This window comes from Tsukamurella sp. II2bb, from assembly GCF_057815145.1.
Genome location: NZ_JBYPZI010000001.1, coordinates 86,605 through 107,017 on the forward strand (window position 1 = coordinate 86,605; position 20,413 = coordinate 107,017).

General features: G+C 69.6%; 18 protein-coding genes. 8 read left to right on the forward strand and 10 right to left on the reverse strand.

The annotated features are described in order from the left end of the window. Positions 1 to 171: 171 nt before the first annotated feature. From AC21LY_RS00475 to AC21LY_RS00485, 3 genes are read right to left on the reverse strand one after another with little or no spacing between them, the layout of a single operon-like run. Complete coding sequence (locus tag AC21LY_RS00475) at positions 172 to 1,269, reverse strand: endonuclease NucS domain-containing protein (protein WP_489044158.1); 1,098 nt, start codon at positions 1,267 to 1,269, stop codon at positions 172 to 174. Positions 1,270 to 1,325: 56 nt separating this feature from the next. Next, a complete protein-coding gene (locus AC21LY_RS00480; protein ID WP_489044159.1) occupies positions 1,326 to 2,315 on the reverse strand; it encodes a bile acid:sodium symporter family protein in 990 nt (329 codons plus the stop codon). A gap of 4 nt (positions 2,316 to 2,319) precedes the next feature. Beyond that, positions 2,320 to 2,790 (reverse strand): SdpI family protein, encoded by a 471-nt coding sequence (locus AC21LY_RS00485; RefSeq protein ID WP_489044160.1) that lies wholly within the window; start codon positions 2,788 to 2,790, stop codon positions 2,320 to 2,322. An 82-nt stretch (positions 2,791 to 2,872) separates the two neighbouring features. Here AC21LY_RS00485 and leuS point away from each other — a divergent pair, with 82 nt between their 5' ends. The 4 genes from leuS to AC21LY_RS00505 all read left to right on the forward strand — a co-directional run bounded on the left by leuS (position 2,873) and on the right by AC21LY_RS00505 (position 7,413). After that, on the forward strand, positions 2,873 to 5,734 hold the full coding sequence (gene leuS / locus AC21LY_RS00490; RefSeq protein WP_489044161.1) for a leucine--tRNA ligase: 2,862 nt from the start codon (positions 2,873 to 2,875) through the stop codon (positions 5,732 to 5,734). 16 nt (positions 5,735 to 5,750) lie between these two features. Next, on the forward strand, positions 5,751 to 6,308 hold the full coding sequence (locus AC21LY_RS00495) for a hypothetical protein (RefSeq protein ID WP_489044162.1): 558 nt from the start codon (positions 5,751 to 5,753) through the stop codon (positions 6,306 to 6,308). Positions 6,309 to 6,541: 233 nt separating this feature from the next. Beyond that, positions 6,542 to 6,781 (forward strand): hypothetical protein, encoded by a 240-nt coding sequence (locus tag AC21LY_RS00500; protein ID WP_489044163.1) that lies wholly within the window; start codon positions 6,542 to 6,544, stop codon positions 6,779 to 6,781. Further along, positions 6,778 to 7,413: a maleylpyruvate isomerase family mycothiol-dependent enzyme gene (locus tag AC21LY_RS00505; RefSeq protein ID WP_489044164.1), complete on the forward strand. Its 636-nt coding sequence runs from the start codon at positions 6,778 to 6,780 to the stop codon at positions 7,411 to 7,413. The genes AC21LY_RS00500 and AC21LY_RS00505 overlap by 4 nt, the downstream gene beginning before the upstream one ends. 75 nt (positions 7,414 to 7,488) lie before the next feature. Here AC21LY_RS00505 and AC21LY_RS00510 read toward each other — a convergent pair whose 3' ends face one another. After that, positions 7,489 to 9,108, reverse strand: coding sequence for an HNH endonuclease signature motif containing protein (locus AC21LY_RS00510; protein WP_489044165.1), 1,620 nt, complete (start codon positions 9,106 to 9,108; stop codon positions 7,489 to 7,491). Positions 9,109 to 9,234: 126 nt separating this feature from the next. On the opposite strand from AC21LY_RS00510, the gene AC21LY_RS00515 reads away from it, so the two are divergent. Next, positions 9,235 to 10,410, forward strand: a complete 1,176-nt coding sequence (locus AC21LY_RS00515; protein ID WP_489044166.1) for a winged helix DNA-binding domain-containing protein — start codon at positions 9,235 to 9,237, stop codon at positions 10,408 to 10,410. On the opposite strand, the gene AC21LY_RS00520 is transcribed toward AC21LY_RS00515, so the two are convergent. Continuing rightward, positions 10,411 to 11,049, reverse strand: coding sequence for an O-methyltransferase (locus tag AC21LY_RS00520; protein ID WP_489044167.1), 639 nt, complete (start codon positions 11,047 to 11,049; stop codon positions 10,411 to 10,413). Positions 11,050 to 11,198: 149 nt separating this feature from the next. Between AC21LY_RS00520 and AC21LY_RS00525 the strand changes: the two genes are divergently transcribed. Next, on the forward strand, positions 11,199 to 11,660 hold the full coding sequence (locus AC21LY_RS00525; RefSeq protein ID WP_489044168.1) for a hypothetical protein: 462 nt from the start codon (positions 11,199 to 11,201) through the stop codon (positions 11,658 to 11,660). On the opposite strand, the gene AC21LY_RS00530 is transcribed toward AC21LY_RS00525, so the two are convergent. The 4 genes from AC21LY_RS00530 to AC21LY_RS00545 all read right to left on the reverse strand — a co-directional run bounded on the left by AC21LY_RS00530 (position 11,661) and on the right by AC21LY_RS00545 (position 16,395). Continuing rightward, a complete protein-coding gene (locus AC21LY_RS00530; RefSeq protein ID WP_489044169.1) occupies positions 11,661 to 12,344 on the reverse strand; it encodes an SDR family oxidoreductase in 684 nt (227 codons plus the stop codon). A 71-nt stretch (positions 12,345 to 12,415) separates the two neighbouring features. Next, positions 12,416 to 13,687, reverse strand: coding sequence for an MFS transporter (locus AC21LY_RS00535; protein ID WP_489044170.1), 1,272 nt, complete (start codon positions 13,685 to 13,687; stop codon positions 12,416 to 12,418). A 76-nt stretch (positions 13,688 to 13,763) separates the two neighbouring features. Continuing rightward, positions 13,764 to 14,249 (reverse strand): MarR family winged helix-turn-helix transcriptional regulator, encoded by a 486-nt coding sequence (locus AC21LY_RS00540; protein WP_489044171.1) that lies wholly within the window; start codon positions 14,247 to 14,249, stop codon positions 13,764 to 13,766. A 79-nt stretch (positions 14,250 to 14,328) separates the two neighbouring features. Next, positions 14,329 to 16,395 carry a PhoX family protein gene (locus AC21LY_RS00545; protein ID WP_489044172.1) on the reverse strand — a complete coding sequence of 689 codons (2,067 nt, stop codon included), beginning with the start codon at positions 16,393 to 16,395 and terminating at the stop codon, positions 14,329 to 14,331. 167 nt (positions 16,396 to 16,562) lie between these two features. Here AC21LY_RS00545 and AC21LY_RS00550 point away from each other — a divergent pair, with 167 nt between their 5' ends. Then, on the forward strand, positions 16,563 to 17,384 hold the full coding sequence (locus AC21LY_RS00550) for a hypothetical protein (protein ID WP_489044173.1): 822 nt from the start codon (positions 16,563 to 16,565) through the stop codon (positions 17,382 to 17,384). A 20-nt stretch (positions 17,385 to 17,404) separates the two neighbouring features. Here the strand turns inward: AC21LY_RS00550 and AC21LY_RS00555 are convergent, their stop codons facing one another. Next, a complete protein-coding gene (locus AC21LY_RS00555) occupies positions 17,405 to 18,295 on the reverse strand; it encodes an LLM class flavin-dependent oxidoreductase (protein ID WP_489044174.1) in 891 nt (296 codons plus the stop codon). Positions 18,296 to 18,422: 127 nt separating this feature from the next. On the opposite strand from AC21LY_RS00555, the gene AC21LY_RS00560 reads away from it, so the two are divergent. After that, complete coding sequence (locus AC21LY_RS00560) at positions 18,423 to 20,405, forward strand: OPT family oligopeptide transporter (RefSeq protein WP_489044175.1); 1,983 nt, start codon at positions 18,423 to 18,425, stop codon at positions 20,403 to 20,405. Positions 20,406 to 20,413: the final 8 nt, after the last annotated feature.

Consider the following 20,413-nt stretch of genomic DNA (forward strand, 5'->3'; position numbering starts at 1 on the left):
CCCTTTTTTTTTTTTTTTTTTCTTCATGTTTTTTCTTCCTCCCCTCCAACCCCCCAGAACCCGACATCGTGAAGTGATCAGGCCGCGACGGTCTCCGGCTTCAGCTCCCCCCCGTACCGAGCGGCCGGCCACGCGCGCGAGCGACGGCTCCGTGATCGGCGGTCCAGCGCTTCAGTCGAGACCGAAATGGTCCGACACCTCCGCGATCGTGTACTCGTTCCGCAGCTTGCAGGCCGAGTTCTGATTCGCGAAGAAGCCGGGTTTCCAGAAGGCTTCGGCTCGGGGCGCGGAGTTGAGCCATCGCACCGGCACGACCCATTCGCGCTGATCCTGAGGACCGTCGCGGTCCGGGAACAGGTACGTGCCCCGGAGCGCCAGAGTCGACAACGGCACCTCGGCTCCGTCGGCACGGACGGTCGAGTCCTCGAACGGCCGCGCCTGATCGAGGACTTCGCCCACGCCCACGAACCCCGACTTGGGGATGTGGGTGAAGACGCGCGCCCCGACCGGTAGCTGTCGTAGCGTGCGGGAGAACCACTCGCCGCCGCCCGCGGAGACGAAGCCGTATGTGCGGGCATCGTCCCAGTTCCGCCCGTCGGCTTCCTCGCCGAAGCTCACGTACCAGTCGTGGCCGTTCCACGGGGCCTGCTTCTTCGTCGATGACGCGCCGCCGCTGCGGGTGGCCGTGACGCTCGCGTCGTCGATCAGCCAGGTTCGTGCGAGGTACTCCCGGTCTCCATCGGCGAAATAGTCGAGGAGCAGCACGTTGATCGGCACCCGGTAGCCACCCGACAGGTAGGCGACGAGGCGTTCCGTCGCGTCGTCCATATCACTGGCGACCACGATGAGCTGGTGCCGCGCATTGAGGTCGTCGGGCGCACCGTCGCCGAACACCCCGGCGAAAGCCTCGTCGAACGACGATGTCGACCCGTTCCGGCGCTGGTACTCGTCGAAGATCGCACGGACCTCGTGATTGTCCAGATCCTGGACCCAGGACGCGTAGTCGAGGACCTGGGCGACGACGTCCCGTGGTGTCCGGTCGCGTTTGAGCTCGATGACCACGACGTCGCCGTCGGCGGTGACCCCCAGCAAGTCGATGAACTTCCCGTACTTGGTGGGTACCTGGCGACCGATCAACAGGATGGGTTGGCCGAGCACGTCGGTCTGCGTCTCGATGATGTCCTCGAGACGCGACTCCAGAGTGAGCTTCGTGGCTTGTACGCGCCGCGGTTCGCCGTCGATTCGCCACAGTGCGATCTTCGTGCCCATGGCTCTCCCATCGATCGATCCTGAGCAGCGTACGCGGTCGCGTCCTGCGGACCGTTTCAGGCCGTGACGGTCTCCGGTTCCAGTTCCCGGCCGTACCGGGCGGCCAGCCACGCGCACATCATGAGCTGGATCTGGTGGAAGATCATCAGCGGCAGCACCAGCAGGCCCACGGGTTGCCCGGCGAACAGTACGGCGGCCATCGGCAGGCCGGTGGCCATGGACTTCTTCGTGCCGCAGAACTGGATGGCGATCATGTCCGCGCGGTCGAAGCCGAGCCGCTCGGCGGTGGTCCGGGTCAGCCAGAGCATGAACAGCACCAGCAGCACGGACAGCCCGATCAGTTGCACCACGCCCACCCAGGACACCTGGCTCCAGATGTGCTCGCGCATGCCGGCGGAGAAGGCCGAGTAGACGACCAGGACGATCGAACCGCGGTCCACGTACTTGAGCGCGGCCGCGTGCTTCGTGACGAACCCGCCCACCCAGGGCCGCAGCAGTTGCCCGAGCAGGAAGGGCAGCAGCAGCTGCAGGCACAGGTCGATGATCGAGTCGCTGTGGAAGCGCACCTCGCCGGTGGTCGCCATCAGCGCCAGCACGAGCAGCGGGGTGACGAGGACGCCGAGCAGGTTGGACACCGAGGCGCTGACGATCGCGCCGGGCACGTTGCCGCCCGCGATCGAGGTGAAGGCGATCGACGACTGCACCGTCGACGGCAGCAGCGTCAGGAACAGCACCCCCGCGTAGAGCTCGGGCCGCAGCAGCACCTCGGGCGCGAACCGCAGCAGCACCCCGATGACCGGGAAGACGACGAAGGTGAAACCGAGGATCACCACGTGCAGCCGCCAGTGCTTCAGTCCGGCGATCGCCTCGCGCGGGTGGATCCGCGCACCGTAGAGGAAGAACAGGACGGCGATGGCGACGGTGACGGCACCGTCGACGACCGGCTCGGCGCGCCCCGTCGCGGGGAACAGAGCGGCGACGCCGACGGCGGCGAAGATCGCGAGGATGAAGCCGTCGATCGAGAGCTTGGCGAGGAACGTGCGCATCGCGCTAGGCGGGGCGTGCCTCGTGGTCGCACATGCCCTTGAGAGCACACGCGCCGCACCCGCCGGTCACGCCGCAATCCTCGGCGGGGTCGTCCGACGGTGCCTCGCCCGCGCTGCAGCAGGTGGCCTCGGGCATCTGCAGGCGGGCCTGGATGGACGCCGCCCGGGCGCCCTGCAGGGCGCCGAAACCGGCCAGGAAGAGGCCCGCGAGCACTGCGACGCCGACGGTGACGAAGGACCACGGGGCGTCCATGGCGAGGCCGATCAGCGCGCCGGCGCCGAAGATGACGCCCGCGGCGACCAGGCCGGGCCCGGCGACGCGGTTCGCGGTACGCCACAGCAGCGGGTCGGACAGGGTCTGTTCGGTGCGGACTCCGACGATGCCGTTCTCGGGAAGGCGGCCGGCGAGCCCGGCACCGCCCACGATGACGGCCGCCACCGCGGCCAGGGCGAGGATCACAACCAGCACGAGCACGATCTCCAGTTTAGAGACCTGTGCAAATCGTTCGCGCCGAGGTCTTCGCCGGGCCGACCAGGGACGTCTCTAAGCTGGTGGGGTGACGCAGAACGTTGAACAGAGTCCCTCGGCCGGCCCCGCCCACCGGTACACGGCCGAGCTCGCGGGCACCATCGAACGGCGGTGGCGGGATCAGTGGCGCGCGGACGGCGTCTTCAACGCCCCGAACCCCGTGGGCCCGCTCGCCGGCGCGGAGGGCGCGCTCCCCACGGAGAAGCTGTTCATCCTCGACATGTTCCCGTATCCCTCGGGTGCGGGCCTGCACGTCGGGCATCCGCTGGGCTTCATCGCGACGGACGTCTTCGGCCGGTACCACCGGATGAACGGCGCCAACGTGCTGCACACGATGGGCTTCGACGCCTTCGGCCTGCCGGCCGAGCAGTACGCCGTGCAGACCGGCACGCACCCGCGGGTCACCACCGAGAAGAACATCGCGCGCTACCTCGAGCAGATCGGCTCGCTCGGTCTGGCCCACGACGAGCGCCGCCGGATCTCCACCACGGACCCCGAGTTCTACCACTGGACGCAGTGGATCTTCCTGCAGATCTACAACGCCTGGTACGACGCCGCCCAGGACCGCGCCCGGCCCATCGCCGAGTTGGAGGCCGAATTCGCCTCCGGCGCTCGCGCTCTCGACGACGGCCGTGACTGGTCCGCACTGACGGTGGCCGAGCGCGGCGCCGTGCTCGACTCGCACCGACTGGTCTACGAGAGCAATTCGCTGGTGAACTGGTGCCCCGGGCTGGGCACCGTGCTCGCCAACGAGGAGGTCACCGCCGACGGCCGCAGCGAGCGGGGCAACTTCCCGGTCTACCGCAAGCAGTTGCGGCAGTGGATGATGCGGATCACGGCGTACGCCGACCGCCTGATCGACGACCTGGACGTGCTCGACTGGCCCGAGAAGGTCAAGTCCATGCAGCGCCACTGGATCGGCCGCAGCCGCGGCGCGCGCGTGAGTTTCGCTCCCGCGGGCGTCGAGGTGGATCCGATCGAGGTCTTCACCACCCGCCCCGACACCCTGTTCGGTGCCACCTACATGGTGCTCTCCCCCGAGCATCCGCTGGTGGATCGGCTGACGGCCCCGGAGTGGCCGTCCGAGGTGGACGAGCGCTGGACCGGTGGTGCCTCCTCCCCCGCCGAGGCGGTGGCCGCGTACCGCGCGTCGATCGCCGCCAAGTCGGACCTGGAACGTCAGGAGGGCAAGGAGAAGACGGGCGTCTTCCTCGGCACCTTCGCGGTGAATCCGCTCAGCGGCACCGAGATCCCGGTCTTCATCGGCGACTACGTGCTGATGGGCTACGGCACCGGTGCGATCATGGCCGTCCCCGGCCACGACGTGCGTGACCACGAGTTCGCGACGAAGTTCGGCCTGCCCATCGTCGAGGTGGTGGGCAGCGAGGCCGGCGTCGCCGAGGAGGCCTACATCGGCGAGGGTCCGGCGGTGAACTCCGCCAACGCCGATCTCGACATCAATGGGCTCGGGGTGGCGGAGGCCAAGGCGGCCGTCATCGCTTACCTGGAGCAGACCGGAGCGGGCCGGGGCACGGTGCAGTACAAGCTGCGCGATTGGCTGTTCGCGCGCCAGCGGTACTGGGGCGAGCCCTTCCCCATCGTCTTCGGCGCCGACGGTGCCCCGCACGCTCTGCCCGAATCGCAACTGCCCGTGCTGCTTCCGGAGGTCGACGACTACGCGCCGGTGTCCTTCGACCCGGACGACTCGGATTCCGAGCCCTCGCCTCCGCTGGCCAAGGCCTCCGACTGGATGCATTTGGAGCTCGACCTCGGCGACGGCCTGCAGGACTACACCCGGGATGCGAACGTGATGCCCAACTGGGCCGGCAGCTCCTGGTACCAGCTGCGCTACATCGATCCGACGAACTCGGAGACCTTCTGCGCCAAGGAGAACGAGGCCTACTGGACGGGCCCGCGGCCCGAGGTCAACGGCGCCGGCGACCCGGGCGGCGTGGACCTGTACGTGGGCGGCGTGGAACACGCCGTGCTGCACCTGCTGTACGCGCGCTTCTGGCACAAGGTGCTCTTCGATCTGGGCTACGTGACCTCGCGGGAGCCCTACCGGAAGCTGTTCAACCAGGGCATGATCCAGGCCTACGCCTACACCGATTCCCGTGGTGTCTACGTGCCCGCGGAGGACGTGGTGGAACGGGACGGCAGGTTCTTCCTCGGCGAGCAGGAGGTGAACCGCGAGTACGGCAAGATGGGCAAGTCCCTGAAGAACTCCGTGGCGCCGGACGACATCGCCCGCGATTACGGCGCCGACACCCTGCGTGTCTACGAGATGTCGATGGGCCCGCTCGATCAGGACCGGGCATGGGCCACCAAGGACGTCGTGGGCGCGCAGCGCTTCCTGCAGCGCGCCTGGCGTGCGGTGGTCGACGAGGAGACGGGCGCGGTCCGGGTCACCGACGAGACCCCGTCCGACGAGTCGATGCGGGTGCTGCACAAGACGATCGCCGGTGTGCGTGAGGACTACGCGGAGATGCGGGACAACACCGCCATCGCCAAGCTGATCGAGCTGACCAACCACCTCACGAAGGCCTACCCCGGCGGTGCGCCGCGGGCCCTCGCAGAGCCGCTCGCGCTGATGCTGGCCCCCGTCGCCCCGCACATCGCGGAGGAGCTGTGGAACCGGTTGGGCCACACCGAGTCCCTGGCGCACGGGCCCTTCCCGGTGGCCGAGAGCCAGTGGCTGGTTCAGGACACCGTCGAGATCCCGGTCCAGGTCAAGGGCAAGATCCGCAGCCGGATCACGGTCGGCGCCGATGCGTCCGACGAGGCACTCGAAGCCGCCGCCCTGGCGGATCCGAAGATCGCCGAGCTGCTCGACGGTGCCCCTCGCAAGGTGATCGTGGTGTCGGGCAAGCTGGTCAACATCGTTCCGTAGCACGGGGGTCCCGGCCATGACGTCACTCGTTGACCAGCTCATGGCCGGCCCCCGTGGCCGCGAACTCTGTCTGTTGGCGGCCTGCTTCGCTGACGCGAGCGTGTCGCGCGCGCACCGGATGGTCGAGGCTCGCCTCGAATCGGGTGTGGCAGGCGGCTGGCACGCGCCGGGTGGGATTCGGAGTGCACCGGGCTCGGAGGAGGCCCTGCGCGTGCTCGCCGACGCGCTCGCCGACGTCACCGTGATCGGGGACCACTGGATCCACCTCGCGCTGGAGACGACAGTCGAGGGAGCGATGTACTGGCAGGAGCCGTGGAGTATCGGGGCATCGCTCCCGGAGCTCGATGGCGAGTTGCAGCGGATCGCAGAGATCATCGCGCAGGTGCCTACCTCGCAGTGGTGGTCCGCGCCGCTGTCCTGTGATCAGCACCAGGTGCGGTTCCTGCCCGTCGATCATGTGGCGGCTGTGGACGCCCCGGCCGCGGTCATCCTCGCCGCTGCGTATCGGTGTCGTGATGTCCGTGAACCCCTGGCTACCTGTCCGCGTGGTGGTCGGGTCCGCCGTTCGGTCTGATTCGGACCTGCTCGGCGCCGGCCGAGGGACCGAGCGGTCTATTTCTGGTAGAGGACGGATACGGGCAGGTCGAGGCTTCAGTCCATCGTGCGCACTTCGAGAACCCCCGAGGTTTCGAGATCGATTCCGAGGAGGCGTGGGCTCAGCTGTGTCGGTCGCACCCCTTCGATGCCACGGAATCGAAGTCCCGCGACTGGTACCGCACCACCGGACTCGCCGACACCCGCTGGGTGATGCCGGACTGGTCGGTGGTGGCGCAGGAGTACGACGCGGTGCACCTGCAGGTGGGGGCGTATCTCGCGGCCAGTGGCACCGCGATCGAGGTGGAGCCGGGGGTGCACTCGGTGATCGCGGGGTGGGCGCCGGGGGACACGTACTGGCTCACCGATGTGGTCGAAGTCGACCCTGTGGGGCGGATCTTCGTCAAGGATCAGGACGACGACCTGTGGCATCCGACGGAGGAGACGGCGTGATCGGTTCGGTCCGAGAGCTGGCGACCGCGGAGCGTGCGAGCCTGCTCGAGCTCATCGAAACCCTGACCCCCGAGCAGTGGGCAGCACCCAGCCTGTGCGAGGGCTGGACGGTGCGCGACGTGGTGGCGCACCATTTCAGCTACGACATGCTCACGCCCGTGCAGACGGCCCGACGGGTGATCGCGGGACTCGGCTACCCGGGCGGCCCGAACGCGCTGGGCATCGAATACCTTGCGGGGCAGAGCAACGAGGAGCTGATCGAGACCGTTCGCAGGCACCTCGACCCACGCGGGCTCGTGACGGCGTTCGGCTGCCGCGTCGCTCTGACCGACAGCATGCACCACCAGCAGGACATCCGCCGCCCCCTCGGGCTGCCGCGGACCGTCCCCGCGGAGCGGATCGTGCCGGCACTGAACTTCTCCCTGTGGGCACCGCCGATCCGTGGCGTCGTGCACGGCAGGGGAGTGCGACTGATCGCCGACGATCTCGACTGGGCCTTCGGTCGCGGGCCCGAGGTCCACGGCACGGGTGAGGCGGTCCTGATGGCGCTCGGCGGTCGCGGCGATGCGCTCCGTGATCTGACCGGGCCCGGCCGGGATCGCCTCGCACGCAACTTCGGCGTGCGTCTCTGATCGGTTGGCCACGCGGCGGGCGTCACTCGCCGTGCCGGCTTCTCGCGCTGCGGCCGTTCCCGACTCACCCTCAGTTCACGCTGCAGCGGCCGAAGGCCACGGCGGATCGACGCGCCACTGGTTGTCGGCGTCGTGTTCGGAGAGGAGGGCTTCCAGGACGGGTGGTCCGTTCGGCCCGTCGAGCATCGCACTGATGTCGTCGTGAATGGTGCCCACGAAGTCGCGGTAGAGGGCGCGCTCGTCCTCGGCGCGCCAGGCGTCGGCGTACTGCTGGCGTCGCTGCCGGTGGTGCTCCAGGGCCAGCCGGTAGAGCTCCTGTGGATGGCGCGCGTGGTTCACGCGGAACTCGCCGGTGGGGTCGCCGGTGCGGCGCCACCCGGTGCGGCCCGCGAACTCGTCGTCCTCGGGCAGGGTGACGGTCTCGAAGCCGCGCCGGACCTCGTCATGGCTGGGGACGACCTTGCCGTGGTGCGCATCGCAGGCGAGTGTCAGGACGTCGATATCGGTGCGGCCGCCGTCCGCCCATTCGGTGATGTGATGGACCTGGCACCGCGTGGCGGGGGCATCGCATCGCGGTGCACTGCAACCCTTCTCCGACCCGTACAGCGCGATGCGCTGATCGGCCGATGCGAGTCGCTTCTCGCGGCCGAGGTACAGGGGGCGCCCCGCCACATCGAGCAGTAGGACGTACCGGGGATTGGCGCCCATCATTCGCAGCGCATCCTCGACGGGTAGGCGACCCCCCGTGGCGGTGGTGGCGATACCGGTCTCGGACTCGAGCTGATCGATGCCGAGGGTCACGATCGGCATGCACGGGACGCCGCGGTGCTGCCCGAGCAGCCCGGAGCCGATGGCGGCGTGCAGAGCCGCGATCAGGGCGTCGTGATTGCGCTGCGCCGTGGTGCGGTGATCCCGTTTCGCGGCGGCCGCAACGGCATCCGCGTCATCGATGTCGACCGGGGCGTCCGCGTCGTCCGGGTTGTTGACGCCAGGGCGGGCCAGCTTCTCCAGCACCACGTCCATCAGCGCCCGCGCCTCGGGCGAGAGCACACCGGTCAGCCCGGACATCAGGTCGTCGCCCTGCTTCCCGACGCTCACCTCGCGGGCCCGGGCGACATCCTCGGCGGAGGGTTCGGCACCGTCGGGGTCGATGAGCTCGTAGGCGCGGTTGCCGAGCCGCGCGATGTCGTCCGGCGTGCAGCCGCCCACCGCGGCGGTGACCAGCATGTCCTCCAGATCGTCCAACTCCGGCATCGTGAGCTTGCGCGCGCACTTGTCGAGCGCCTTCTCGACGGCACAGGCGTGGCGTTCCGAGACCTGCCCCGCGCGTTGGGCGGCGGCGAGCAGGGGGAGCCGCGGCCCGGGGGCGTACCCACGCTCCTGCCGGGGTGCGCGGGATCGCGCACCCCGGATCCGTTCCCGCGCTTCCGAGCCGGCGAGGTGGAGCTGGTCGACCAGCATCTCCTTGGCGCCGGTGTACCCGAGCCGCCCGGGTAGGCCCTGTTCGACGCCGACCTCGGTGAGCCAGTACTGGCTGCTGGGCACTTTCCGGGCCGCGCATTCGAGCCGGCGCAGCCCGTCGAGCACCTCCGATGAGGAGAGCATGACCGGGTTCGCGGCTGCCAGCCGTTCCGCGGCGTGTTCGAAAGCGAGTAGGGCATCGAGGTAGTCTGCAGCAGAAGTCTTCTCGATCATCGCACGCCCCCTTTCGCTACCTCCATGATACGCCGATATTCGAGAGTCTGCACTGAAATCGAACACGAACGCACCTCGTCGCCGGCATGCTCTACTCTGGGAACTCAAACGAGAGGGGAGCGCCGGATGCGGCTGATCGACGATGCTGAGCGCCGCACGCGCATGGCTCGTAACCACGCCCTGGCGCGGCCGGCGTCGTCACTCGGCGATGCGGTCCGGTCCGTGGTCGCGCTGCACGCGACAGAGCCCGCCACGCCCTACCTGTCGCTACGAGCGCGCCTGGAGCGCTTCGTCATCGGTGATCTCGAGCGCGAGCTGTACACCCAGCGGTCGCTGGTGAAGCAGCTCGCCATGCGGCGCACCATGTTCGTCTTCCCCAGGGCGCTGCTGCCCGCCGCGCTCGGCGCACCGTCTGCGCGCGTGGCGGTACAGGAGTACGCCAAGGTACGCAAGGACGCGGAGGCCGGCGGTATCGCGGCCGACGGTGCCGCCTGGCTCGCTGAGGCCCGTAGCGCCGTCCTCGAAGCGTTGCGGGGCAGGGAACTCAGCGCACAGGAACTGCGGGAGACGGTGCCGGAGCTCGTCGGGCAGGTCACGCGGTTCGAGGGCAAGAAGTACGGCGGGGACCAGCATCTCGCGCCGCGGGTGCTCACCTGGCTGGGCGCGGAGGGCGATATCGTCCGCGCGCACAACGCCAGTCACTGGCGGGTGAACCGGAACCTCTGGGCACGGGCGGACGACTGGTTCGGCGCACCGCCGGAGCGCACCGATACCGCAGCCGGCTACGCCGAACTCGTGCGTGAGTATCTTCGCGCCTTCGGTCCGGTCACCGAGACCGACGTGGTGTGGTGGTTCGGGACGACCAAAGCGGCGGTGCGGCAGGCTATCACGGACATCGATGCCGTCGAGGTGCGCCTCGACGACGGCCGCACCGGGTGGGTCCTCGCGGAGGATGTGGACGCCCCGGCGCCGGTGGAGCCCTGGGCCGCACTGTTACCCGCGCTGGACCCGACTCCCATGGGCTGGAAGGAGCGCGACTTCTACCTCGATCCCGGGTTCGCGGCGGCGATCTACGACCGCGCGGGCAACGCGGGCACGACCGCGTGGTGGGACGGACGGATCGTGGGGGCGTACGTCCAGGACGAGGACGGCACCGTCGAACCGGTTCTGCCGCAGGGTGTCCCACGCGAGGCAAGGCAGGCGCTCGCGAACGAGGCGGACCGGCTCACCGCATGGCTCGACGGGGAGCGGGTGAACTCGCTCTACAAATCCCCGATCACGTTGCCGGGGTACAGGTCCTGATCAGCGGACCACGGCGATCGCCAGGCCGTCCCAGCCCTTGATCCCCACGGTCTGCAGGGCGGTCGCGTCCAGCCGCGGGTCGGTGCCGAGCCGCTCGAGGGCGCTGCGGATACCGTCCCCGTCAGGACTCTCGTCGTGCAGGCGGCGGACCACGTTATCGAGCACGATGACGGTGCCGGGCACGCTGAGCCGCAGCGCCCAGTCGAGGTAAGCCCGGCTGTTCGCCTTGTCCGCATCGATGAAGACCAGGCCGAAGGGCCCTTCGACGAAGGGGAGGATGTCGAGCGCGGCACCGACCCGGATCTCTACGCGGTCGCCGAGCCCCGCGGCATCGAGGCCCGCACGGGCCACCGCGGCGTGCTCCGGCGAGTACTCCACCGTGATCACCGACCCTTCGGCACCGACGGCACGGGCGAGCCAGGCGGTGCTGTAGCCGCCCAGCGTGCCGATTTCGAGGACTCGATCCGCCTGGGCGATCGTCGCGAGCAGGTACAGGAACTTGCCCTGGGTGGGGGAGACCGCGATGTCCGGCAGGCCGTGCTCGGCCCGCGCGGTACGGAGCGGTTCGAACTCCGCGGAATCCGCAACCACCGTTCGCTCGAGAAGTTCGTCCGTCTCGGCCCAGAACTCGCTGCTCACAGCCCGACCCTACGCCGTGCGGTGCCGCTGCGACACCCCTGGACCTTGCGGGAAGCGCTCCGCGGTCCTAGTGTCTGCCGTGCATGCAGCGCGGTCGCACTGAAGCCACGGGTGGGGAACCGATTCCGACACTCGCCCGAGGAGTTCTCATGCAGCACAAGGTGATCGCATCCGTTCTGCGCCGCCGCGCGGCGGCCGCCGTCGTGGCCATCGGCGCGACCGGCCTGCTCGCCGCCGCCGGCGGCGGTGTCGCCACCGCGACGCCGGGCCCGGGCCCCGCCCCGGACAACCTGTGCCGAGTGCCCGGTCTCTCCGCCACGATCACCCCGGACGGACCGGGCCGCGCCGGCATCGCCGGGGCGGCGGATTTCGGTCCGCTCTGGGCGGGAATCACCTTCAAGGCGACCGGCACCCTCGACTGGCGCAATCTCCGGACGGGAATGACGGGGCACGTCACCGGGGAGGGCGTCAACGCGGCGTACTTCCGTGCCGCGACGGGGCCGGGTGACGTGGAGTTCCGCGTCCTCGTCCACGTCGCCGACGGACCCGGACCGGTGCCGTGGCACGACAACTGGACCCGGGTGTGCACGGGCCGCTACCTGGTCCGCTGATCAGCGGGGCCGGAGCACGATCTCGGTCGGGTGCGCATCGCCGGGGGTCTCGATCGCCGAGACCACGGCGCCCGCCACCGTCTCGGGGCGCAGCAGCCCCTCCGTGGAGTACTCCCGGCCCTCGGCGGTGAAGATGGCCCGTTGCATCTCGGTGTCGATGCGCCCGGGAAAGACGCTGGTCACCCGGATGCCGGGCTCCTCGGCACGGAGCGCCTCGGCGAAGGCCGTCAGACCGAACTTGCTCGCGGCGTAGGCGCCCCAGCCGGGATTCGCGCGCCTGCCGGCGCCGGAGTTGATGAGCACGACGTGCCCGCCCGCGGCGCGGAGCGCGGGGAGCAGCGTCCTCGTCAGTTCCACGACGGCGAGGAGGTTGATCTCGAACATGTCCCGCCAGTCGGCGGCGGGGGTGTCCTCGATACGCCCGATCCGGCCGAGGCCGGCGTTGTGTACCAGCACGTCCAGGCGTTCGATCGGCGCGGCCAGTCCACGCACCGCGCCGTGATCGGTCAGGTCGGCCGGAAAGGCTGCGGCACCGTCGAACTCGGAGACGAGGGCGTTGAGCGCGGGGGAGGGGCGGCCACCGAGGAGGAGGCGGTGCGAACCGCCCAGACCCCGGGCGATGTGCGCCCCGAGCCCGCGCGAGGCGCCGGTGACGAGGGCGAGAGGGCGTGGATCCGAACTCATGCGGCCAGCCTATCGCCGTGAACGCCGACTCCCCGCCCGCGGGAACGCGGGCGGGGAGTCGGTGGGATCGATCAGAACTCGGCGTCGCCGACCAGGGCGGCCTCGGCGGGCACCTCGCGGGAGTCGGCGCCCTTGCCGCGCACCTGGGTGAGGATCACCGCGGCGACCACGCAGGCGATCGCGCCGATGTAGAACGGGGCGGCCGGGCTGCCGAACCAGGTGGCGAAGTGGGCCACGAAGGTGGCGGCGAGGGCGCCGCCGGCCCAGCGGAGGAAGTTGTAACCGGCGCTGGCGACGGGGCGGGGCGCGTCGGCGATCGACATCGCGGTGCCGGTGAACAGGGTGTTCAGCACGCCCGACGGGATGCCGGACAGGACCACGACGGTGACCACCACGGCGACGTTCTCGTGGCCGAGGGCGGCGACGACCAGGAGGACGCCGTATCCGATGACCGCCGCGATGGAACCGATCCGCTCGCCGAGCGCGGCGGCCACCTTGGGGGCGAGCCAGACACCGCTCACGGCGACCAGCAGGCCCCAGCCGACGAAGACGGCGCCGACGAAGTAGGCGCTGCGGTGCAGCACGAACGGCGACCAGGCGAGGATGGTGAAGAAGGCGGCCGTGTAGAAGGCCGAGCCCAGGCCGGTGAGGAACAGGCCGCGCTGGCGCAGGGCGCGCAGCGGCGCCAGGGGCGAGACGGTGCCCTCCCGCTGCCGCTTCTCCTTCGCCTCGGCCGCATCGGACTTCAGCATGACGGCGCACAGGATCGCGCCGATGAGCATGAGGATCGCCGTGCCGGCGAACGGTCCGCGCCAGGAGACCCCGCCGAGGACGGCCCCCAGCAGCGGGCCCACGGCCAGGCCGACGCCCAGCGCGGCCTCGTACAGCAGGATCGCCCCCTGCTGGCCACCGGTCGCGGCGGCGACGATCACCGCGAGTGCGGTGGCGATGAACAGTGCGTTGCCCAGGCCCCAGACCGCGCGCCAGGCGACGAGCATGCCGATCGAATTCGCGAGGGCGCAGGCCCCGGTGGCGATCACGATGAGGAGGAGGCCGGCGATCACGGTGCGCTTGGCGCCGAACATCGAGGTGAACCAGCCGATGAAGAGCATCGCCACGACCTGCACGCCCAGGTACGAGGAGAACAGGAGGGTCGTCTGGCTCGGGGTCGCGTGCAGCGACTCCGCGATCGAGACCAGGATGGGATCGACCAGGCCGATCCCCATGAACGCGATGACCGCGGCGAACGCCGTGACCCACACCGCCTTGGGCTGGTGAGAGAGAGTCTCGCGCAGGCTCGGATGCGCGTGCTCGGTGTGGTTACGTTCGGCGGTGGTCGTCATCGCAGCTCCTTTCGATTACTACGGAAGTCTAATTATTACCCCGCCGGGAAACAAGTTCGTGTGACGTAACAGTCAGTCAGAGCGCGTCGCGGTACAGCTCCATGAGCCGGTTCAGCGCGGGCACCGCCGCGTCGAGGGTGTGCCGTTCCTCTTCCGTGAGCTCGCTGAGATGCTCGGCCAGCATCGCGTTGCGCGCCGCGATCAGCTGGGAGGTCAGCTCGGTGCCGTGCTCGGAGAGCTGGACGACGACGGCGCGCCCGTCGTCCGGATCCGGGTTGCGCTCGGCGAGGCCCAACCGCTCCAGCCCATCCACGGCACTGGTCGCGGAGGGGAGACGAATCCGCAGGTAGCGGGCGAGTTCGCCCATGCGAACGGGGCCGAGACGGAGCAGACTCTGCAGCGCCGCCTGCTGGGCCGGCGTCAGGTCGGGGCCCGGAGTGTTGCGCCGGACCAAGAAGTGCAGCTGCAACAGCGGAGGGCGCAGACGCGCAGCGAGGTCCTCGAGCGCGGCCGCGGGCGGCGGCGTCGCCGGAGCGTCGGGTGCTTCGGACGCGGAATTCATGAAGACGATAGTAGGCACAAATGCGACGGTGCCGTTCCCTCAGCGGGGAGCGGCACCGTCGGACCCGGGGGACCGGTTACTACGACCCGATGCTCCCCGACTTCTTCCACACCGCGACCACCGCCGGACGGGGCTGAGGGGAGCCACCGTCGGGCCAGTGCGAGCTGGGCTTGTCGGCCGAGGCACCATCGGTCTCACCGGGGTGCTGCACGGCGACCAGGACGCGGTTCTCGCGCACGACGGGGCCGCACGTCTCGGCGCCGAAGGGCACCGTCAGGAACTGCTTCGTCAGGCCGCGGTCCTTGCCCTCGAGGACGACGCCGAAGAGGCCGTCGTTGCTGTCGAAGGTCGAGTTGGTGCCATCCGTCGAGATCCACAGGTTGCCGTGCGAATCGAAGGTGACGTTGTCGGGGCAGCTGATTCGCGAGACCTTGGTCTTGTCGAAGCCGCCGTAGTAGGTGTCGGCCGCGGCGGGATCGCCGCACACCAGTAGCAGGTCCCAGGAGAACGAGGTCCCCGTGTGGTCGTCGGTGATCTCGAGCAGCTGCCCGCTCTTGTTCTTCACGCGCGGGTTCGGCGTGTCGATGCCGGGCTTGCCCTCTGCGCCACGGTCGCTGTTGTTGGTCAACGCGCAGTAGACCTTGCCGGTCTTGGGATTCGGTTCGATGTCCTCGGGGCGGTCCATCTTCGTGGCGCCCACCTTGTCGCCCGCGACGCGGGTCCACAGCGCCACGTTCTCCGCCGGCATCCCCTCGACGTGCGACTGCGCGCTGCCGTCGGCGTTGGTGGTGAGCAACGGGATCCACGTCCCGGTGCCCCGGTAGCCGCCCTCGGGGACCCTGCCGTTCTCCACCTTCGGGCCCTCGAACTTCGCGACGTACAGCGTGCCCTCGTCGAGGATCCGCATGTTCGCCTCCATCGCGGCGGCGCCCTTGCCCTGCTGGATCTTCCGCGAACTGACGAACTTGTAGATGTACTCGAACTTCGAGTCGTCGCCGCAGTAGGTCACCACGTCGCCGCTGGGCGTCACGTAGATGTTGCCGCCCTCGCGCTTGAGCCGGCCCAGCGCGGAGTGCTTGACCGGCGTCGACTTCGGGTCGTGCGGGTTGACCTCGACGAGGTAGCCGAAGCGGTTGATCTCGTTGGGCTCCTTGGACAGGTCGAACCGGTCCTCGTACTTCATCCAGTGGTGCGCGTCCTCGTCCTTGCCGACGCCGTAGCGCTTCCAGCCCTCCGCGAGGCCCGGCAGCGGCGGCTTGTCGGTGCCGGAGAAGTAGTTGGTGTAGTTCTCCTCGCCCGAGATCATCGTGCCCCACGGGGTGATGCCGCCCGAGCAGTTGGCGATGGTGCCGAGCACGCGCGCACCGGTGGGATCGGCGGTGGTCCTGGTGAAGACGGTGCCGGCGGCGGGACCGCGGAGCTCGAACGGCGTGGAGGCCGTGATCCGCCGGTTGTACTCGCCCAGAACGGGAGTCAGCCTCCCCGAGCCGGGTTCGCCCTTGACCTCCACGACGGAGATCCCGTGCGCGGCCATCTCGACCCGCACCTGGTTCTCCGTCGGGTCACCCTCCTTGTAGCCCTTGAACATCGCGGTGCCGGTCGTGTACTCCTGGTTGCACACCATGAGGAAGGTGTCCGGCTTGCCGTCCACGGGGATCAGGTCGGTGAAGTCGTTGTTGAAGCCGAACTGCTGCGCCTGCGCCTCGGGGGTCTGCTTGTCGAAGTCGAACTGCGGCGCACCCGGCAGCACCGGATCGCCCCAGCGGATCACGACGGCCTGCTCGTAGCCTTCCGGCACCGTCACGGCGTCGGCCTTGTTCGGGGCGACGGGCGCGAAGTCCAGGCCGGGCGCGGTCACGTTCGCCGACGGTGCCCCGCTCCCCGCCGCAGCGCTCGACGATGCCCCGGCTCCGCCGGAGCCGCTGTCGCCGCACGCCGCGAGAACGGTGACCGCACCCGCGCCGAGCGCCGCCACCCCGGCCCCGCGGAGCACGGTGCGGCGCGTGATGTCGCCGAAGTACTCGCCCTCCGACTGGTTGTCGTGCTCGCGGAAGCACTGGTTCCCGCACTTGTACTTGCAGGTCGTGCGCGAGCGCGCGGACTTGCCGTCGTGCTCGGTGAGCAGGCGGAGGTGTGGCAGGCGCATGGGGTCTCCCTGTCGCTGAGCTGGGCTGATCGTGCTGACTCGGCTGAATCCCCGTCAATGTAGAAGCGGTACGTAAGCAGTCGGCAAAGCTCGGGTGAACGATCGGGAGAGGTACGGCACCGCCACGATCGGCTCCACGTGTCGGTCGTCGGTGTTAGCGTCCGCCCGTGGCCTTCAGCAGCGATCCAGGGCGCACCCGTGAGCGGGTGGCGGAACTTCGTCGGTACATGACGAGCGATGTCGACGACGGTGCGCGGCTCGTCTGCGCCCGGCAGGGTTCCTGTCGCGATTCGATCGATTCGACGAGGGTCGACTTCCACGGTGGGCAGCTCTCGCACGTCGGCGAGCACTACGACCTGTCGGACGGTTCGGGGTCATGGCGGGTGCTGGTGATCGCCATGGAAACGGGGCGGGGCCGCGAACACGTGACGCTGGAGCAGCGTCACGAGGAACTGGTCGCATCGATGAACACGACCTTCAAGGGACGGAACCCCCACATGCGGGGCACCACCAGTGCGTTGCGGCTCGCGCTCGGCGGCGTGCCGGGAGCGGATCGGGCGGGCGAGTACGTCGATCTGGAGAACGAGCCGGAGCCGGTCCACGTGATGGAGACGTACGCGATGGCCAACGTGCGGCTGTGCTCGGCCGTCGCGCCGGGCACGACGGAGAGCAGGGGCACGAGGACGATGTCCCGCAACTGCTTTCCCCATCTGCGGAAGACGGTGGAGGTACTGGAGCCGGACTTCGTCATCTTCCAGGGCAAGGGAGCGCGATCCCAGCTCGGTGCGCTCATCCGGACGGTGGGCACCGACGGCCTGCTCGAGCGGGCGCGCATCGGTACGCACGAGACGATGATCGCGACCTTCACGCATCCGTCCACGCCGAGGGCGATCCACAACTGGGGTCAGACCGATAGGCAGTCGTATCTCGTCGATACGGTGGCGCCCACCATCGCCCGCGCCCGACAGATCCACCTCGGTCGGACGTAGCGAGCGCTACCGCGCGGAGTTCAGTCGCGCAGGTGTCGCTCCGCGAAGGCGTCGAGCGCTGCCTCGGTGCCCTGGTACGGCTCGCCGTCGCGCGGCCAGTGCAGGATCACGTCGGTGAAGCCGAGCTCCGCGGCGCGCCCCAGGGCATCGTCGGCGGCGTCGGGCGAGCTCAACGAGTAGGTCCCGCCCGAGTCGATCGACAGGTACCGGTCGACGGTGCCCCGCTCCCGCCCGGCGGCGTCCAGAGCGTCGTCGAGCCGGCGCGAGAGCTCCGCGACGCGGGACCACCAGGCGTCACCACCGTCCCCGTCGGGCCCGGTGGTGACCCATCCCTGCCCCAGTTCCGCCACGAGCCGAAGGCCCTTGGGGCCGTTCGCCGCGAGTACGAAGGGCACGCGCGGCGGCTGCGCGGGCGCGCCGACCATCCGCGCGTCGACGGCCCGGTAGTAGGCACCGTCGAAGGAGATGGGGCCCTCCTGCTCGAACCGCAGGAGGACGTCGAGGCCGCGGGTGAACTCCACGAAGCGGTCGTGCCGCTCGCGGGGCGTGAGCTCGGGCTGACCGAGGACGAAGGCGTCGAATCCCGTGCCGCCGGAGCCGATCCCGAGGAGGAGACGGCCACCGGAGATCTCGTCCACGCCGGCCAGATCCTTCGCGAACGGGACCGGGTGCCGGAAGTTCGGGGAGGTCACGAAGGTGCCGAGGCGGATGCGGTCCGTGGCGGTGGCCGCCGCGGTGAGCAGCGGGACCGTCGCGCCCCAGGGCTGGTCGGCCAGCGTCCGCCAGGACAGGTGGTCGTAGGTCCAGGCGTGGTCGAAGCCCAGCTCCTCCGCCTTGCGCCAGCGCCGGCGCGCCTCGGGCCACGGGTACTGGGGGAGGATGACCACCCCGCAACGAATCCGGTTTCGCACCCACTCACCCTACGACTCGTGACCTCGCCGCACGACCTCGTTCGTTCGAGCCGTACGATCCCCTGCTTGGACCTAGGGTTTTCACGTTCGGCCGAATCCGGCCGCGTCCCCAGAGAAGGGATACACCATGTCCACACCGGCACCCGCCGCGCCGAAATCCGGCGTGCGCGAGTTCACGACTCGGGCCGTCGTCCTCGGCGGCATCATCACGCTGGTCTTCACTGCGGCCAACGCCTACCTCGGACTGAAGGTCGGACTGACCTTCGCCACCTCGATCCCGGCGGCCGTGATCTCGATGGCGCTGCTGCGTTACTTCGCGAATCACTCCGTGGTGGAGAACAACATCGTCCAGACCATCGCGTCGGCGGCCGGCACCCTCTCCGCCATCGTCTTCATCCTCCCCGGCCTCGTGATGATCGGCTGGTGGGCGGACTTCCCGTACTGGACCACCAGCCTGGTCTGCCTGGTCGGCGGCGTGCTCGGCGTCATGTACTCGATCCCGCTGCGGCGGGCGCTGGTCACCGGCTCCGACCTGCCCTTCCCCGAGGGCGTCGCCGCGGCCGAGGTGCTCAAGGTCGGCGACACCGCCGAGGGCGCGAGCGAGAACAAGCGGGGCCTTCGGCTCATCGTGGTCGGATCCCTGGCCTCCGCGGGCTACGCACTGCTGGCGAAGACGAAGGTCGTCGCCGAGGGCCTGTCGACCACGCTGCGCATCGGCAACGGTGGCACGCTCTTCGTTCCCGGTCTCTCCCTCGCGCTGATCGGCGTCGGCCACCTGGTGGGCCTCAGTGTCGGCTTCGCGATGATCGTCGGCCTCGTCATCTCCTACTTCGTGCTGCTCCCGATGTGGACCTCGGGCGATCTGCCCGAGACCGGCAGCATCGCCAAGGTCATCTCGACCGCGTTCAGCACCGAGGTCCGCCTCATCGGTGCCGGCGCGATCGCCGTCGCGGCCGTGTGGACGCTGATCAAGATCCTCGGCCCGGTGCTGCGCGGTGTCGCCGACTCGATCGCCTCGTCGCGCAAGCGCCGCGACGGCGAGCTGGTGGACATCACCGAACGCGACATCCCCTTCCCGTATGTCGCCGGCATCATCATCGCCTCGCTCGTGCCGATCGGCGTGCTGCTGTGGACGTTCACCGGTGGCTCCGCGCTCGAGGGTCAGTCCGGCGGCATCATCACGCTGAGCATCGTCTACATCCTGGTCCTCGGCCTCGTCGTCGCGTCCGTCTGCGGGTACATGGCCGGCCTGATCGGCGCGTCGAACAGCCCGATCTCGGGCGTCGGCATCCTCGTCGTGCTGTCCGCGGCGCTGCTGATCCGCGCGGTCTGGGGACCGGCGGAGGGTGAGACCGCGACCGCGCTCATCGCGTACACGCTGTTCACCGCGGCCATCATCTTCTCCATCGCCACCATCTCCAACGACAATCTGCAGGACCTCAAGACCGGCCAGCTCGTCGGCGCCACGCCGTGGAAGCAGCAGGTCGCCCTCGTCGTCGGCGTCGCCTTCGGCTCCGCGATCATCCCGCCCGTGCTGGACCTCCTGCAGAGCGGCTTCGGCTTCGTCGGCGCCCCGGGCGCGGGGGACAACGCCCTCGCCGCGCCGCAGGCCTCGCTGCTGGCGAGCCTGTCGAAGGGCGTCTTCGGCGGCGACCTCGACTGGGGCCTCATCGGCCTCGGCGTGCTCATCGGCGCCGTCGTGATCGTCATCGACGAGGTGCTCTCCCGCGCCTCGAAGTTCCGGCTGCCGCCGCTCGCCGTGGGCATGGGCATGTACCTGCCGATGAGCGTGACGCTGATGATCCCCGTCGGCGCCGTGCTCGGCTTCTTCTACAACCGGTGGGCCGATCGCTCCGCTACGGGCGAGGTCGCCGAGGGCCGCAAGCGGCTGGGCACGCTGCTCGCCACGGGCCTCATCGTCGGCGAGTCGCTGTTCGGCGTGATCTACGCGGGCATCGTCGTCGCGACCGACGAGGACGAACCCCTGGCGCTGCCCTTCGTCGGCGAGAACTGGGTGCATTGGGGTGAGGCGCTGGGTGTCGTCGTCTTCGCCGCGATCTGCGCCGTGCTCTACCTCCGTACCAAGAAGGTGGCTTCGGCCCCCGCCTGATGCGGAGC